The organism is Kribbella sp. NPDC056345, from assembly GCF_042262745.1.
Classification (GTDB): domain Bacteria; phylum Actinomycetota; class Actinomycetes; order Propionibacteriales; family Kribbellaceae; genus Kribbella.
Window position 1 is genome coordinate 453,000 of the sequence record NZ_JBHJQQ010000005.1, and the last position, 14,006, is coordinate 467,005.

Annotated in this window: 11 protein-coding genes, 1 pseudogene and 1 riboswitch; of the genes and pseudogenes, 2 read left to right on the plus strand and 10 right to left on the minus strand. The window is 68.5% G+C overall.

Translation table 11 applies throughout. The annotated features are described in order from the left end of the window. Window positions 1-29 precede the first annotated feature (29 nt). The 6 genes from ACFCV3_RS20890 to ACFCV3_RS20915 all read right to left on the minus strand — a co-directional run bounded on the left by ACFCV3_RS20890 (window position 30) and on the right by ACFCV3_RS20915 (window position 7,256). Window positions 30-782 carry a helix-turn-helix domain-containing protein gene (locus tag ACFCV3_RS20890; RefSeq protein WP_376032104.1) on the minus strand — a complete coding sequence of 251 codons (753 nt, stop codon included), beginning with the start codon at window positions 780-782 and terminating at the stop codon, window positions 30-32. 127 nt (window positions 783-909) lie between these two features. After that, window positions 910-1,476, minus strand: a complete 567-nt coding sequence (locus tag ACFCV3_RS20895; protein ID WP_376032106.1) for a hypothetical protein — start codon at window positions 1,474-1,476, stop codon at window positions 910-912. Window positions 1,477-1,478: 2 nt separating this feature from the next. Then, the gene (locus tag ACFCV3_RS20900) at window positions 1,479-4,097 is read right to left on the minus strand and encodes a DNA translocase FtsK 4TM domain-containing protein (protein WP_376032108.1); all 2,619 of its coding nucleotides are present in this window, start codon (window positions 4,095-4,097) and stop codon (window positions 1,479-1,481) included. 80 nt (window positions 4,098-4,177) lie between these two features. Next, window positions 4,178-6,268, minus strand: coding sequence for a DUF6351 family protein (locus ACFCV3_RS20905; RefSeq protein ID WP_376032110.1), 2,091 nt, complete (start codon window positions 6,266-6,268; stop codon window positions 4,178-4,180). Between the two features lie 54 nt (window positions 6,269-6,322). Then, window positions 6,323-6,853, minus strand: a complete 531-nt coding sequence (locus ACFCV3_RS20910) for a DinB family protein (RefSeq protein ID WP_376032112.1) — start codon at window positions 6,851-6,853, stop codon at window positions 6,323-6,325. 37 nt (window positions 6,854-6,890) lie between these two features. After that, entirely contained in the window at window positions 6,891-7,256 is a 366-nt protein-coding gene (locus ACFCV3_RS20915) for a VOC family protein (RefSeq protein WP_376032114.1), read from the minus strand. Window positions 7,257-7,352: 96 nt separating this feature from the next. Continuing rightward, a riboswitch (SAM riboswitch) is annotated at window positions 7,353-7,466 on the plus strand. A gap of 16 nt (window positions 7,467-7,482) precedes the next feature. Here ACFCV3_RS20915 and ACFCV3_RS20920 point away from each other — a divergent pair. Next, window positions 7,483-8,847 (plus strand): aminotransferase class V-fold PLP-dependent enzyme, encoded by a 1,365-nt coding sequence (locus ACFCV3_RS20920; protein WP_376032116.1) that lies wholly within the window; start codon window positions 7,483-7,485, stop codon window positions 8,845-8,847. A 19-nt stretch (window positions 8,848-8,866) separates the two neighbouring features. Here the strand turns inward: ACFCV3_RS20920 and ACFCV3_RS20925 are convergent, their stop codons facing one another. From ACFCV3_RS20925 to ACFCV3_RS20935, 3 genes and pseudogenes are all read right to left on the minus strand, one after another. Then, the gene (locus ACFCV3_RS20925) at window positions 8,867-9,148 is read right to left on the minus strand and encodes a prolyl oligopeptidase family serine peptidase (protein WP_376032441.1); all 282 of its coding nucleotides are present in this window, start codon (window positions 9,146-9,148) and stop codon (window positions 8,867-8,869) included. A 119-nt stretch (window positions 9,149-9,267) separates the two neighbouring features. Further along, window positions 9,268-10,917, minus strand: a pseudogene (locus ACFCV3_RS20930) (prolyl oligopeptidase family serine peptidase); the annotation flags it as partial. Between the two features lie 10 nt (window positions 10,918-10,927). Beyond that, window positions 10,928-11,479, minus strand: coding sequence for a TetR/AcrR family transcriptional regulator (locus ACFCV3_RS20935; RefSeq protein WP_376032117.1), 552 nt, complete (start codon window positions 11,477-11,479; stop codon window positions 10,928-10,930). 54 nt (window positions 11,480-11,533) lie between these two features. Between ACFCV3_RS20935 and ACFCV3_RS20940 the strand changes: the two genes are divergently transcribed. Then, window positions 11,534-12,364, plus strand: coding sequence for an alpha/beta fold hydrolase (locus ACFCV3_RS20940; RefSeq protein ID WP_376032119.1), 831 nt, complete (start codon window positions 11,534-11,536; stop codon window positions 12,362-12,364). A gap of 73 nt (window positions 12,365-12,437) precedes the next feature. Here ACFCV3_RS20940 and ACFCV3_RS20945 read toward each other — a convergent pair whose 3' ends face one another. Continuing rightward, window positions 12,438-13,964: an alkaline phosphatase D family protein gene (locus ACFCV3_RS20945; RefSeq protein ID WP_376032121.1), complete on the minus strand. Its 1,527-nt coding sequence runs from the start codon at window positions 13,962-13,964 to the stop codon at window positions 12,438-12,440. Window positions 13,965-14,006: the final 42 nt, after the last annotated feature.

Below are 14,006 nucleotides of genomic sequence, written 5' to 3' on the forward strand. Positions count from 1 at the left end.
CCCAGCCGCACACCTAACCGTGACCGGTGCTACCTCTTGGTCAGGGTCCCGTCGGGGTGGGCAACGAAGCGGTAGAGCTTGGTGGCCCGGGGTTTGCCGTTGACCTTGACCACGAGGTTGCCCGGGGCACCGGCGGAGACCCGGATGTCGCCGACCGCGGTCACCGTCTGCACCGAACCCGGACCGACCAGTCCCTGGAACAGACGCTTGCCCTTCTTGTCGCGAAGCGTCACGTAGGACCCGTTGTTCTTCGCGGTCAGGGTGAGCGTGGTCCTCGTCGGCACCACCGGCGGCGCGACCGGCTTCTTCTTGGTCGGGACAACCGTCGGCTTCGGGGTCGGCTTCGGCGGCTGGGTGGTGATCGTCGTGGTGGCGGTCGTCTTCGACGCGTTCGCCTCGACGTCGCTCGGCAGCGTGAAGAGCCGAACCATCCCCCAGCCCATCAGGCCGACCAGGATCGCGCCCAGCACGATGCCCCAGCGTGGGCGGGCCGGGTGCAGGGTCGGGCCCTTGACCGCGGCGCGCTCCTCGCGACGGGACTTCTCCTCCTCCGCGGCGTGTTCCGCGTCGAAGGACGCCACCAGCGGGGCCGGGTCGGCCTTGACCACGCGCGCGATCGACCGGATGTGACCGCGCGCGTAGAAATTGCCACCACAGCGGGAGAAGTCGTCGGCCTCCATGGCGGTGAGCAGCCCGGTTCTGATCCGGGTGGCGGCACTCAGCTGCTCGATCGTCATGTCGGCCCGTTCACGGGCCGCCGTGAGCTCGCTACCGATGCTCACGTGGTCACCGTCCTCTCCGTCGCCCGATCCGAAGTGCGGGCCATCAGCATCAATGAGTTCCTGGATGCCGGCAGCCGGACCGCCGACACCAAGTCAACGGTCGTCGCCCATTGGGGTCACGGACAAGTCAGAGTTGCTCGCGCACCGGACATCTGGCGTCCGCGAGCATGTGCAAGGCCTGTACCACTTCCCCGTTCGACGGCCGTGCCGTCAACCCGAACGGTACCGCGAGTGAGGACCCGGTCAGACGACGGTTGGCATCGGCGGTCTTGCGAGTCGTCCCCGGCATCGCGGCCAGGGTCGGTCCGGGATCCAGCAGATGGACGGCGATCCGGCCGTCGTCGAGCGGATGCCGGCGTTTCAGCACCGTCACCTCCTCGATCTCCTGCCACCGGGTACCGATCCATTCGTCGCCGATCCGCAACCGGATCCCGACGTCGTCGGCCACCAGCATGTCCCCGACCGTCAGCGCCCGGGCACACACCACGGCCAGTACGGCGAACGCTGCCGCTGCGAACCAGCGCAGTACACCGGTCGGAGTACCCGACGCGGAGGCGGCGAAACCGACGGCCACCAGACCGGCGCCGAGAGCGAGGCCCCCGTGCACCTTCTGGGAGGCCCGGATCGTGAACGGGACGGGTTTGTCGTCGAGGCCGAAGCCGTGATGACGTGTCAGTGCGCTCGCTTCGGTCACGATCACTCTCCTCGGAGGGTGGTGATGAAGTCTTCCAGGTCGTCCGGTTTGACCAGGACGTCCCGGGCCTTGGACCCCTCGCTGGGACCGACCACGCCCCGGCTCTCGAGGATGTCCATCAGCCGGCCGGCCTTGGCGAAACCGACCCGCAGCTTGCGTTGCAGCATCGAGGTCGACCCGAACTGGGTCGAGACGATCAGCTCGGCGGCCTGGACGACCAGGTCCATGTCGTCGCCGATCTCGTCATCCAGGTCCTTGCTCGGCGCGGCGACCGCGGTGACGTCCTCGCGGTACGTCGGCTCCAGCTGGGTCTTGGTGTGCTCGACGACCGCGCGGATCTCGGACTCGGTGACCCACGACCCCTGGATACGCATCGGCTTGCTCGCACCCATGGGCAGGAACAGACCGTCACCCTGACCGACCAGCTTCTCGGCGCCGGGCTGGTCCAGGATGACCCGGCTGTCGGCCAGCGACGAGGTCGCGAACGCGAGCCGGGACGGCACGTTGGCCTTGATCAGACCGGTGACGACGTCGACCGACGGCCGCTGGGTGGCCAGTACCAGGTGGATACCGGCGGCCCGGGCGAGCTGGGTGATCCGGACGATCGAGTCCTCGACGTCGCGCGGCGCGACCATCATCAGGTCGGCCAGCTCGTCGACGATCACCAGCAGGTACGGGTACGGCGTGAGCACGCGCTCGGACCCTGGTGGCGGCTTCACCTTGCCACCGCGGACCGCCTTGTTGAAGTCGTCCACGTGCCGGAAGCCGAACGCCGCGAGGTCGTCGTACCGCATGTCCATCTCGCGGACGACCCACTGCAGGGCCTCGGCGGCCTTCTTGGCGTTGGTGATGATCGGGGTGATCAGGTGCGGGATGCCCTCGTAGTTGTTCAGCTCGACCCGCTTCGGGTCGACCAGGATCATCCGCACCTCGTCGGGGGTGGCCCGCATCAGGACCGAGGTGATCAGCGAGTTCACGAACGACGACTTGCCGGAACCGGTCGCCCCGGCGACCAGCAGGTGCGGCATCTTCGCCATGTTCGCGACCACGAAGCCGCCCTCGACGTCCTTGCCGAGGCCGGCCACCATCGGGTGGTGGTCGTTCCGGGCGGTCGCCGAACGGATCACGTCGCCGAGGCTGACGATCTCCTTGTCGGTGTTCGGGATCTCGATACCGATCGCGGACTTGCCGGGGATCGGGGACAGGATCCGGACGTCGGCCGAGGCGACGGCGTACGCGATGTTCTTGGACAGCGCGGTGACCTTCTCGACCTTGACCGCGGAGCCGAGCTCGACCTCGTACCGGGTGACCGTCGGGCCGCGGGTGTAGGCGGTGACCTGGGCGTCGATGCCGAACTGCTCGAACACCTCGGTGAGCCGGTCGACGACCGCGTCGGACGCCTTGGTCCGGGCCTTGTGCACCGATCCTGGCTTCAGGATCTGACCGTCGGGCAGCGTGTAGGTGATGTCGCCGGACAGGCTGAGCTGCTCGACGCGCTGCGGCATCGGGGTGTGCGGCGGCGGCTCCGGAGTCGGTGCGTCGTGCACCTTGAAGTCCGGCGTGGCAGGTGCGGCGGCAGCAGCTCCGGCCTGCGCGTCGACGTCGTACGCGTCGTCTTCCGGCGGTGCGGGCTTCGGCTTGCGGCTGCGCTTGGAGATCTCGCGGCCTTCGAGCACCGGCGAGTCGTACGGCTTGATCGTGGGATCGCCGTCGTCCTCGAGGGCCGCCTTGGCGCGCCGCTCCTTGCGGGTGAGCCGCACGGTGTCGTCGGTGGACGACTCCGACGTCGGCGCCGCAGCCTCCTCCGGAAGCTCGGTCCGGCCCATCAGTACGTCGAACGCTGCGCGCACCCGGAGCGGGATCGCGTAGATCGCCGTACCGGTGATGATCAGCAGACCGAAGATCGAGAGCAGCACGAGCAGCGGCGACGCGACGTACTGCGTCAGCAGGTCAGCGAGCACCGCGGAGATGATGTAGCCCACCGCACCGCCCGCATCGTGCAGCGGGGCATCGCCCGGGATACTCGGCCGCGGGATGCCATGGGCGATGTGCACCAGCCCGAGCACACCGAACGACAGCAGCGTCCAGCCGATGATCTGGCGACCGGCGGGGCCATTGCGCTCCGGGTTCCGCAGGGTCCGGACGGCCATCGCCAGTAGCAGCAGCGGGACGGCCCAGCCGGTCACACCGATGCTCTCGCCGACCGCGGTCCGCACGCCGTTGCCGACCGCGCCGGGCAGGTGCCACCAGATCGAGGCGGCGACGATGATCGCCAGCCCGATCAGGAACAGGCCCGCACCGTCACGACGGTGCTCCGGCTCCAGGTCACGGGCGCCATGGCCGATCCCGCGGGCCATCCGGCCGATCAGGTGGGCGATGCCGATCCACAGCTTCACGAGGCCGCGGCCGATCGCCAGCATGGCGGCCGCGAAAGGCCCTGGACCGCTGTTTTTGGGTGTACTGGTCCGCGCAGCGGTGCTACCACCGCCGCGCTTTGCGCCTCGACTGCTCTGTGTGGTCTGCCCACGCTTCTGGGCGGCCGACGGACGGGTGCGTCCACCGGCAGCGGCTCGGGCCGTACTGGGCCGTTTCGCTGCCTGGGAAGACGTGCGGGTCGCCATGTTTAGCAGGCTACCTCCAATACCACTCGAGTCACACGTGTCACACGCCGATCACGCTGCCCCATCCGTAGCGTCACGGCTCAGAAGGTGGGCCACGCCTCAGTGGGACGCTGCTGGCCGTCCCCCGGTGCCTTCCAGTCGCAGACGCCCTGCGGGAAGGCCTGTCGGAGCGCTGCCCATTGCGCCGGCGTGAAGTCGGCCTGGTAGTCGGCCGGTGACAGTGGGCGCAGACGGCACTTGATGACGTCGTTGGCGACGGAGGCCCCAGCAACCTGGCGTGGGGCCGGCCACACCGGGTACAGCGTGTTGCACCGCGTCGTACCAATGCCGTTGACCTGCTTCTCGACGACCTTCGTGCCCTGCGGAGTCCAGCAGGCCTCGACCAGCGAGGACGGCTTGTTGCGGACCAGACGGCTGTGCGACGAGCCGGGACCGGTGTCAGCGTCCATGGCATCCATCCACTGGTCCAGCGCCTTCAGTGCGGACAGAACGACCGGGTTGCCGGTGCTGAAGCCGCCGGGCGCGTCGCCGGACTGCACCAGCATCACCTGGTTGTCCGCGTCGCCGTTCGCCTTCACCAGCCGCTCACGCAGTGAGAACGAGTGGAACATCAGGTGGATGTCGCCGTTCGGCTGCTCGTCCAGGTACTGCCGGTATTCGATGATCGGGGTGCTCGCCAGTCCCCCGCCGCCGTTGATCAGCTGTCCGGTCCGGTACGCCGTCTCGATCGCCAGCGGATCGGCCACCGTGCGGCCGGGGACGAAGTTGGCGTCGGCGTCGAAGCCACCGATCGCGCGGTTCAGATCGACGAACTGGGCCGCGGTGATCTTGCCGGCGTTCAGCGCGGCCAGGCCGTACTGGATCCCGACGTTGTCGAGCGGCCGCCGAACGGCACCAGCGGCATCCTTGCCCCAGATGTTCACCTGGTGGTCGTAGACGTCGCACCGAGCGCCGCCCGGGTTCGTCGCCGGGTCGTACCGCTGTTCCACAGGTAGTTGCTCAGGGCAATAGACCCGCGGGTCGATCCGGCGCCCGGCGCCGGCCAGGTTGGCGATCGTCTCGACCTTGCCGAAGCCGGCGGCAGCACGCTTCTGCTCGGAGGTCCAGCCGTCCGCCGACCGGAAGTAGTGATCCAGCAGGAGCGCATCGGTGATCGTGTGCAGCGTGGCGAACCCGACCTCCGGGAACACGCATGCCGCGACGATCCCGTCCAGCAGCCCCGGATAGTTGTCGGCGATCTGGAAGACCTGGTACGAACCGCCGGAGCAACCCCAGCCGATGGTCTGCCGCGGTACGCCGATCGTCTCGGCGATGTGCTCGCGCGTCATCGTCATCGTCTCCGCCGCGAGCACCCCGTTGCAGTTCACCCCGAACACGTTCAGGCTCGACGAGGCAACGGCGTACCCGCGTCCCAGCAGTACGTCGTCGTTGATCCCGCCAGTGTTGCTCCCCTGCTGGTACCAGCCGCCCGGGCAGCCGCCGCCGAAGCTGTAGACCAGGCGGCCGTTCCAAGCCGACGGTGGCCGATGCGCGGTCGGCGGACCTTGCGCGCGGTCATGCAGTACGGCGTACTCGTAGATCGACCGGTTGATCACGCCGGTCTCGACGCGGACGATGTACGGCACCCGCCGGCCGTCCGACGTGGTCGTGGTGGCGAGGTCGGCGGGTTTCGTTGCCGGCAGCACCTTCAGCGACCGGTCGACCGTGGAGCGGTACAGGTAGTCGACGCGGGTTGGCACCGAGCAGTTCGGCCCGGTCGCCGGACCGAGTTTGACCTTCGCGAGGGTGGTGAAACCGGCCGTCCCGCAGATGTACGGCGTCTCGTGCGGGCCGGCCAGCATCGGACCGGAGCGCGGGTAGTTCGTGATACCGAGCCGGGCCTCGCCCGCGGTGAGCGTGTTCCGGCCGAGCACCAGCCCGCGCACCACACCGATCAGCCGGTCCGCGGTTCGGGTGAAGGCGTCGGTGACGTCCTGGCCGTTCAGCTCGACGACGAGGCCCTCGAGGTTCTGCCCGGTGATGCCGATCAGCGCGTCTCCGTCGCTGACGAAGTCCGGCCGTGGCGCCGACAGCACCTCGATCCGGACGCCGTACGCCGCACTCGCAGGCGCGACCAGCAACGCGGTGAGCACCGCGAAGATGAGCGCAACAAGGGCGGCCGGACGCTTCATGGCAGGAAGTTGACCACAGCGTCCTGGCCATCGGAAGACTTGTTACCAGATCGATCAGGCTCCGGTGGTGCCGTCGAGTTGTTCCCGCAGCAGGTCGGCGTGGCCGCAGTGCCGGGCGTACTCCCCGACCAGATGGATGTAGATCATCCGGAGCGTCGACTCCGTCCCGTTGAAGACGAATCGCTCGTCGAACGACCGCCCGGCCGCCGCTTCGTCGGACAGCTTCCATTCGGCGATCAACCCGTCGTACGCCGCCTCGGCCTCGGCCGGATCGATCAGCTCGAAGTCGGCGTCCTTCCCGAGCTCCGGCGCGAACAGAGGTTCAGCCGAAGCCCCAGCCGCGAAGTGGATCCGGAACCAGATCCGCTCGACCTTGGTCAGATGCCGGATCAGCCCGAGCAGCGACAGGTTCGACGGCGGCGAGGGCCGGCTGGCGAGCTGCTCGGCGGTCAGCCCGGCGCACTTGTACAGCAACGTGCGCCGGTAGAAGTCGAGATATCCCCGCAGCAGCTCGGTTTCCGGCGCGGTCAACGAACCGTCGGACCGCTCGACTTCAGGTGCGGTCCAGGCCGCGATGGTCGTCATCCCGCCATCCAACACGCCTAGGGTAACCAGTCGCGAATCAATTCACCGGCGGCGCCCAGCCGGGCCTCGGGATCAGGCAGAACGGATGCCCGGCGGGATCCTCGAACACCGCGTCGGCCAGGCGGCGGGCGCCGAGCGCGACGACCGCCGTGGCCGCAGCCTCGAGGTCGTCGACCATCACGTCGAAATGCATCTGCTGGGGATGCGCGGGATCGGGCCATTGCGGTCGCCGATGGTCCGGCGCGCGCTGGAAGGCCAGTCCTGAGGTGTGGTCGTTGTCCGCGACCACCACCCAGTCATCGCTGCGATAGGTGATCGGTTTGCCGAGGAGCGCGGCGTAGAACTCCGCCAGCCGGAGCGGATCCGGGCAGTCGATGGCCAGGTGATGCAGGCGTCCGATCATCGTTCCGCCGCCTTCCGTCTCACGATGTGTATGTCTATCTCACCACATGAGATTAGGACTGGCGTCCTTGTGGCCGGTTCGTTACCGTTCTCGGCAGGTCATGAGCGCCAGCGTCAAGCCCCGGCTCGCTGGCCGGCAACCCTCCTCCGCGGTGGGGTGCCCCGGGTGAAGACCAGGCCGTGCGGATACCCCGTTCGGCAAGTGCGGACTTCCCGGGAGCGAAGCCATGTCGATCCTCTCCATCCTCGAGCCGGCCAGCACCACCGCCCCTCGCGCAGCGGTCACCCGCCTGGCGAACGGCACCATCCCCGCCACCGTCGGTGCGGACCTGCTGGTCCCCCTGGCCGACGGCCGCGTGACGGACTACGCGAACTTCGACCACGGTGCGAGCGCGCCCTGTCTGGAGTCGGTGCGCGCCAGCGTCGAGGCGGCCCTGCCGTCGTACGCGTCGGTCCACCGCGGCAACGGGTACGCCTCCCGGATCACGACCCAGTGGTACGAGCGGGCCCGCGCCGAGGTGCACAGCTTCGTCGGCGCCCGTGCGGACGACCAGGTGATCTTCACCCGGCAGACCACCGACGCCCTCAACCTGCTCGCGCACGCTGTCCCGGCTGACGCGACCGTGATCGTCTTCGAGTCCGAGCACCACGCGGCCCTGCTGCCGTGGGGCGAGGAGCGCACTGTCCGGCTCGCTGCACCGGCTTCGGCCAGCGCGGCCGTCACTGCCGTGGCCGACGCACTGCGGAGCGCTCCGGAGGGTCCGCGGCTGGTTGTCGTCACGGGCGCGTCGAACGTGACCGGCGAGATCTTCCCGATCGCCGAGCTCGCTGCCGTCGCCAAGGCGCACGGTGCGCGGATCTGCCTGGACGCTGCGCAGCTGGCGCCGCACCGCGTCGTCGACATCGCCGAGCTGGACGTCGACTGGGTCGCACTGTCCGGTCACAAGCTCTACGCCCCGTACGGCGCCGGTGCGTTGATCGGCCGCGCGGACTGGCTCGACGCCGCCGACCCCTACCTGTACGGCGGGGGCGCGACCACCTCGGTCTCCGGCGACGGCGTGGTCTGGGCGACCGGCCCGTCCCGGCACGAGGGTGGCTCCCCCAACGTCATCGGCGCGATCGCCCTGGCCTCGGCCTGCGCGACCATCAGCCGCAATCGGGACGCGATCGAGCAGCACGAGCGCAGCCTGCTCGCCCGGCTGCGCACCGGCCTGGCGCAGATCGCCGACGTCACGACGTACTCGATCTTCGGCGCCGAGGCCGACCGCGTCGGCACGGTCTGCTTCACCATCAAGGGTCTGAGCTCGACGCTCGTCTCCGCGGCACTCAGCGCGGAGTACGGCATCGGCGTCCGCGACGGCAAGTTCTGCGCACACCCGCTGGTCGGTCACCTGCTGGCCGACGCACCCGAGCACGGTACGGCGGTGCGCGCCAGCCTCGGTCTCGGGACGACCCGCGAGCACGTGGACCGGCTGGTCGGCGCAGTGCGCTCGCTAGCCACCAACGGGCCGCGCGCGGAGTACGAGGACACCGACCACGGCTGTCAGCCGGCCGATGACCCTCGCGACCTCCACGCGCCCCGCATCTGGTGACGCAGCCCCACAAGCGCTCCTACTGCTCAGGAGTCTTCAGACCTACGTGGTGAGCAGCAAACGCCAGTAGGTCCGCCCACTCCGCCGCGATCATCGCGGCGGGTTTTCCGAAGCCGTGACCGGTGTTGACCTCTACTCGGGTCAAGACGGGTTCGGCCGCGGACTGGGCATGCTGCAACGCAGCGATGAACTTGTGACTGTGCAACGGGACGACCCGGTCATCGTGGTCACCGGTGACCACGAGCGTGGCCGGGTACGCCGTACCGTCCTGCACGCGATGCAGCGGCGAGTAGGCCAGCAGATCCTCGAACTGCTCCGGGTTGTCCGGATGCCCGAAGTCGGACGCCCACGCTGCCCCACCGTGAACAGGTGGAACCGCAGCATGTCCAGTACGCCGACGCCCGGCAGCGCGACCTTGAAAAGGTCGGGCCGCTGCGTCATGGCGGCTCCGACGAGCAGTCCGCCGTTGCTGCGGCCGTGAATGGCCAGCTGCGCCGGAGTGGTCACTCCCTGGTCCCGCAGGTGTTCCGCGACCGCGATGAAGTCGTCGAACACTTGCTGCTTGTGCTTGAGCCGCCCGGCGTCGTGCCAGTCGCTGCCGTACTCACCGCCGCCGCGGAGGTTCGCAATCGCCAGCACTCCCCCGGCAGCCAGCCAGGCCGGCCAGCCCGGCTTGTAGTCGGCCAGGATCGGGATGCGGAAGCCGCCGTACCCGTAGAGCAGCGTCGGGCGTGGTGTGGCGAAGTCCAGGTCGGAGCGCGTGATCAGGAAGTACGGCACCTCCCCGGCCAGCTCGCGCGTGACAACCACCGAAGGCGACTCGTAGCCGCCGGCGCCGCGGACCAGCTCGGGCAGTGCCCGCACTGCGCCGGTGGACGCCGAGACGACGTACGAGACGGTGGGGTCGGTGACAGTCGACAAGCCGATGAAGAGCTCGTCGTACTTGGTGCTGCCATTCAGATCGAGCACACCACCGCCCTGTACGTCGACCACGCGCGCACCGGAACCGTCGAGTGCGTAGAGCGTCAGCACGGGCTGTGCGTCGACCAGCGTGACGGTTGCCAGTCCGGACGCCGTACCGCGAACTGCCTGCAGTGCGTCGGGTCCTTCGGGGATGAGGTCGGTGAAAGTGCCGTCCAGCGTGGAGAGCACCACGCGGCCGCGGGACGCGTCGCGGTCGGTCTGCAGCACCAGCTGGTCACCGGCCATCCGGATGAAGAAGATCTCGTCGGCCAGCTCGTCGACCACCTTGATCGGCTCACCGAGACCGTCGGTGGTGATCGGGTAGACCCACAGCTTGCAGGCAGGGTCAGTGCCTGCGTTGATGTGCACAACGACATACCTGTCGTCGTCGGACACCTTCGGTGAGATGAACAGGCGGTCGTCCTCGGGGAAGGCGAGGACCAGCTCGTCGTCGGACTGCGGCGTACCCACGCGGTGCAGTTTGAGCTGTCCACCCGACAGCGTCTTCGTCTCCGTGCCCTCACTGCGCCCACTCGACGGGTAGTGCAGGTACAGGTACGCCGAACTGTCCGGAAGCCAGGTGGCCTCGCAGAACTTGGCCTCCGTCACCACGTCGTCCACCGGATCACCGGTGGCGATGTCGAGCAACCGGAACGTCGTCCAGTCGCTACCGCTCTCGTTGATGCCGTAAGCGAAGTACTTGCCGTCCGGACTCACTGTGAACGTCCCCAGTGAGTCGGTGCCGTCCTCGGACAGCTTGTTCGGGTCGATCAGCACCCGGCCGCTGTCCAGCAGTTCCGCGAGGGACTCCGCGACGTACACGACGTCCTGCGCCTGGGTGCCGTCGTTGCGGCCGACGAAGTACCAACCGCTCTTCTTGGCCGGCACTCCGGCGCGCGGACGAGCCAGGATCGCGGACAGCGTGGTCTGGAACCACTGCCGCTCCGGATAGCCCGCCAGCTCGGCCTGGGTGTACTCGTTCTGCCGGTTCACCCAGTCCTGGGTCTCGGCGGCGTCGGGGTCTTCCAGCCAGCGGTAGGGGTCGGCGATCGCGTGCCCATGCAGGGTTTCGACCACATCGTCACGGCGGCTTTCCGGATAGGTCATGGGGACAAACCTAACCGGCGACCGGAATCACTGCCCTGGCAATCAGCTCGTACGCCGGCCGCGGGTCCACGTCGTCGTGCCGCGCGATCCGATGCAGGATCAGCCCTTCCGACATCGCGGCGACCGCCTGCGCCGCCACCACGGGATCCGGGGCGCCCAGACCGGCCAGCGCCGCCGTCGCCCCGGCCTCCAGCGCCGCGCGGCCGCGGGACAGCGACTTGCGGAGTTCGGCGTCGTGGCTGCCCTCCAGGAACAGCACCAGCCGAGCTGTCGTCTGCACCCGGTTGACTCTGGTGACCAGGTCGAACAACCAGCACATCGCATCGACGAACTCGGCCGCGGTCGTCGGCCGGAACGCGGGCCCGACCGCCTGCAGGTCCACGTCCGCGAGCCAGTCGGAAACACCCGTCAGCAGGGCGGCCCGGGTGCGGAAGTAGTTGGAGGTCGATCCCTTCGGCAGCCCGGCACGGTCGTCGATCCGGGCATGGGTGAGGGATCGGAGTCCTTCGGTGCCGAGCAGCTCGACGGCGGCCTGGAGCGCTCGGGTACGCGGTGATTCCACTCGGTCACTATAAACATAGTAGACGCCGTACTACGTTCGTAGTACGGTCGATGGATGGAACTTCAGGGGGTGAGCCACCGCTTCGTCGACCTGCCCGGCGTGCGTCTGCACGTGACGGAGGCCGGGAACGGTGATGCCGTCGTACTGCTGCACGGGTTTCCGCAGCACTGGTGGGAGTGGCGTGACGTCATCCCCACACTGGCCCAGCACTACCGGGTGATCTGCCCGGATCTGCGTGGGTTCGGGCAGTCCGAGGCTCCGGCGTCCGGCTACGACAGCGAGTCGTTACTGGCCGATCTCGAAGGGCTGCTGGACGCCTTACAGCTGGATCGCGTGCACCTGCTGACGCACGACTGGTCCGGCATCCTCGGCACGCTGTTCTGCTTGCGACATCCGGAACGAGTGCGCGATCACCTGATGCTCTCGATCCCACCACTCGGTGCGAAGGCCAAGCCACGCATGTACGCGCGGATGCTGCGCTACGGCTGGTTCAACATGGTGCTCCCCTGGCCAGGCCTCGGTCCGTGGGCACTGCGCCGTACCGGACTGGCTCGCGTCATGCTGCGCGGTCACTCGGGGGACGGCATGTCCGATGAGCTGGTCGAGCTCTTCGCCAGTCAGTTCAAGGACCCGGAGCGTGCCGCGGCGGGGTCGGCACTGTACCGGCGGTTCATCCAGCCCGAGGGCATGCGGATGGTGCGCGGTCAGTACCGCGACCAGAAGGTGAGCACTCGGACCAGAGTGCTACTGGGTGCGGAGGACCGCATCGTGCGGGCCGATTCACTCCAAGGCGCTGACGTGCACGAGATTGCGGGCGCAACGCACTTCCTGGTCGACGACCGGCCGGACGCGGTCGTCAAGCACGCACTGGAGTTCTTCGGCTAAATGCGTCGTACCCACCGCCCCCGGTGGGCGGCATCCCGCGCAGGCGCCGGAGGCAGGTGGGTACGACGGGCCCCTAGTGCTGGGCCGGATTGATGTCTTTGGTCCAGAGGACCTTGCCGAACAGATCCCGCAGTGACGCCGTGAAGACGCCGGTGCGCGGGTCGATCTCGACGTGGCCGAAGAACTGGTTGCCGCCACTCGGTGGCTGGTTCGGGAAGTCGGCCGCCTTGACGAACTCCGCCTTCGGTCCGAACGTCGGGTCCAGCGTGTTCGGGCCGAACGTACCTGCGTTCACCGGACCGGCCACGAGCTCCCAGAACGGGTCGAAGTCGGTGAACGCCGCCCGGGACGGGTCGTAGTGGTGTGCGGCGCAGTAGTGCACGTCGGCGGTCAGCCAGACCGTGTTGCGCACCTTGCGCTTCTTGAACTGGCTCAGCACCCACGCGATCTCGTGCTCCCGGCCACCGGGTGCACCGCCGACGCCGTTCGCGACTGCCTCGATCAGTGGGCCGTCCGGCACCAGGAGACCGAGTGGCATGTCGCTGGCGATCACCTTCCAGGTTGCCTTGGACTTGGCCACCTCGCGGACCAGCCACTCGGCCTGCTCGGTACCCAGCATGGCCACCGGGCCGGCCGTCGCCGGTGCCGGGTTGGCGCCGCGGTAGGTGCGCATGTCGAGACAGAAGACATCGAGCAGCGGACCATAGCTCACCTTGCGGTAGATGCGGTTCCGGCCCGCGGTGTGCACCATCGGCAGGTACTCGAGGAACGCCTGCCGGGCTCGGGCCGCCAGGACGTCGACCCGCCGCTCGGTGTAGCGGGTGTCTTCCAGGACCTCTCCCGGGTACCAGTTGTTGACCGTCTCGTGGTCGTCCCACTGGCTGACGATCGGTACGTCGGCGTACAGGTCACGCACGTTGTGGTCCAGCAGGTTGTACTTGTAGCGGCCGCGGTATTCCGCCAGCGTCTCGGCGACCTTGGACACCTCCTCGGTCACCACGTTCTTCCACACCGTGCCGTCCGGGATCTGCACCGTGGCCGCGATCGGGCCGTCGGCGTAGATGTTGTCCCCGGAGTGCAGGAAGAAGTCCGGCCGGGTCTCGTGCATGGCCTTGTACGCGATCATGCCGCCGAAGTCCGGGTTGATGCCGTACCCCTGGCCGGCGGTGTCCCCGGTCCAGACGAACGACAGTCCGCGGTTGCGGCCCGGCGTACTGAAGGAGCCTTCGAGGGACTCACCACGGCGGCCGTACGCGTCCTCGAACGCAATCCGGTAGTCGTACCGCTGGCCGGGCCGCAGGCCCTTGAGCGGCACCTGCGCGGTGAAGTCCTGGTCCGGCCCGGTCACCGGGCCGCACAACCGGACTGCCCGGTCGAAGCGGCCATGGCTGGTCAGGTCGACGATCATCCGGGCCTTGCGGTCGGTGCGCGACCAGACCACGGCGGCGTTCGAGCTGACGTCGCCCGACATGATTCCGGACGGCAGTGCGGGCCGATCCCGGCGTACGACGTTGGGGGCCGCAGCAGCGACACCTGGCAGAGCCAGGGAGGCACCGGCGGCGGAGGATGCAGCCAAGAGTTGGCGGCGACTCAATTTCATACCCGCAAGACTGATCCCGCCGGATGGCTGCCGCGTGAACTG

Coding starts and splice junctions, on each gene's coding strand:
- ACFCV3_RS20910 (WP_376032112.1), bottom strand. CDS start 6,853: ATGACGACCATCGCGGCCTGGACCGCACCTGAAGTCGAGCGGTCCGAC.
- ACFCV3_RS20945 (WP_376032121.1), bottom strand. CDS start 13,964: ATGAAATTGAGTCGCCGCCAACTCTTGGCTGCATCCTCCGCCGCCGGT.
- ACFCV3_RS20915 (WP_376032114.1), bottom strand. CDS start 7,256: ATGATCGGACGCCTGCATCACCTGGCCATCGACTGCCCGGATCCGCTC.
- ACFCV3_RS20920 (WP_376032116.1), top strand. CDS start 7,483: ATGTCGATCCTCTCCATCCTCGAGCCGGCCAGCACCACCGCCCCTCGC.
- ACFCV3_RS20940 (WP_376032119.1), top strand. CDS start 11,534: ATGGAACTTCAGGGGGTGAGCCACCGCTTCGTCGACCTGCCCGGCGTG.
- ACFCV3_RS20900 (WP_376032108.1), bottom strand. CDS start 4,097: ATGGCGACCCGCACGTCTTCCCAGGCAGCGAAACGGCCCAGTACGGCC.
- ACFCV3_RS20905 (WP_376032110.1), bottom strand. CDS start 6,268: ATGAAGCGTCCGGCCGCCCTTGTTGCGCTCATCTTCGCGGTGCTCACC.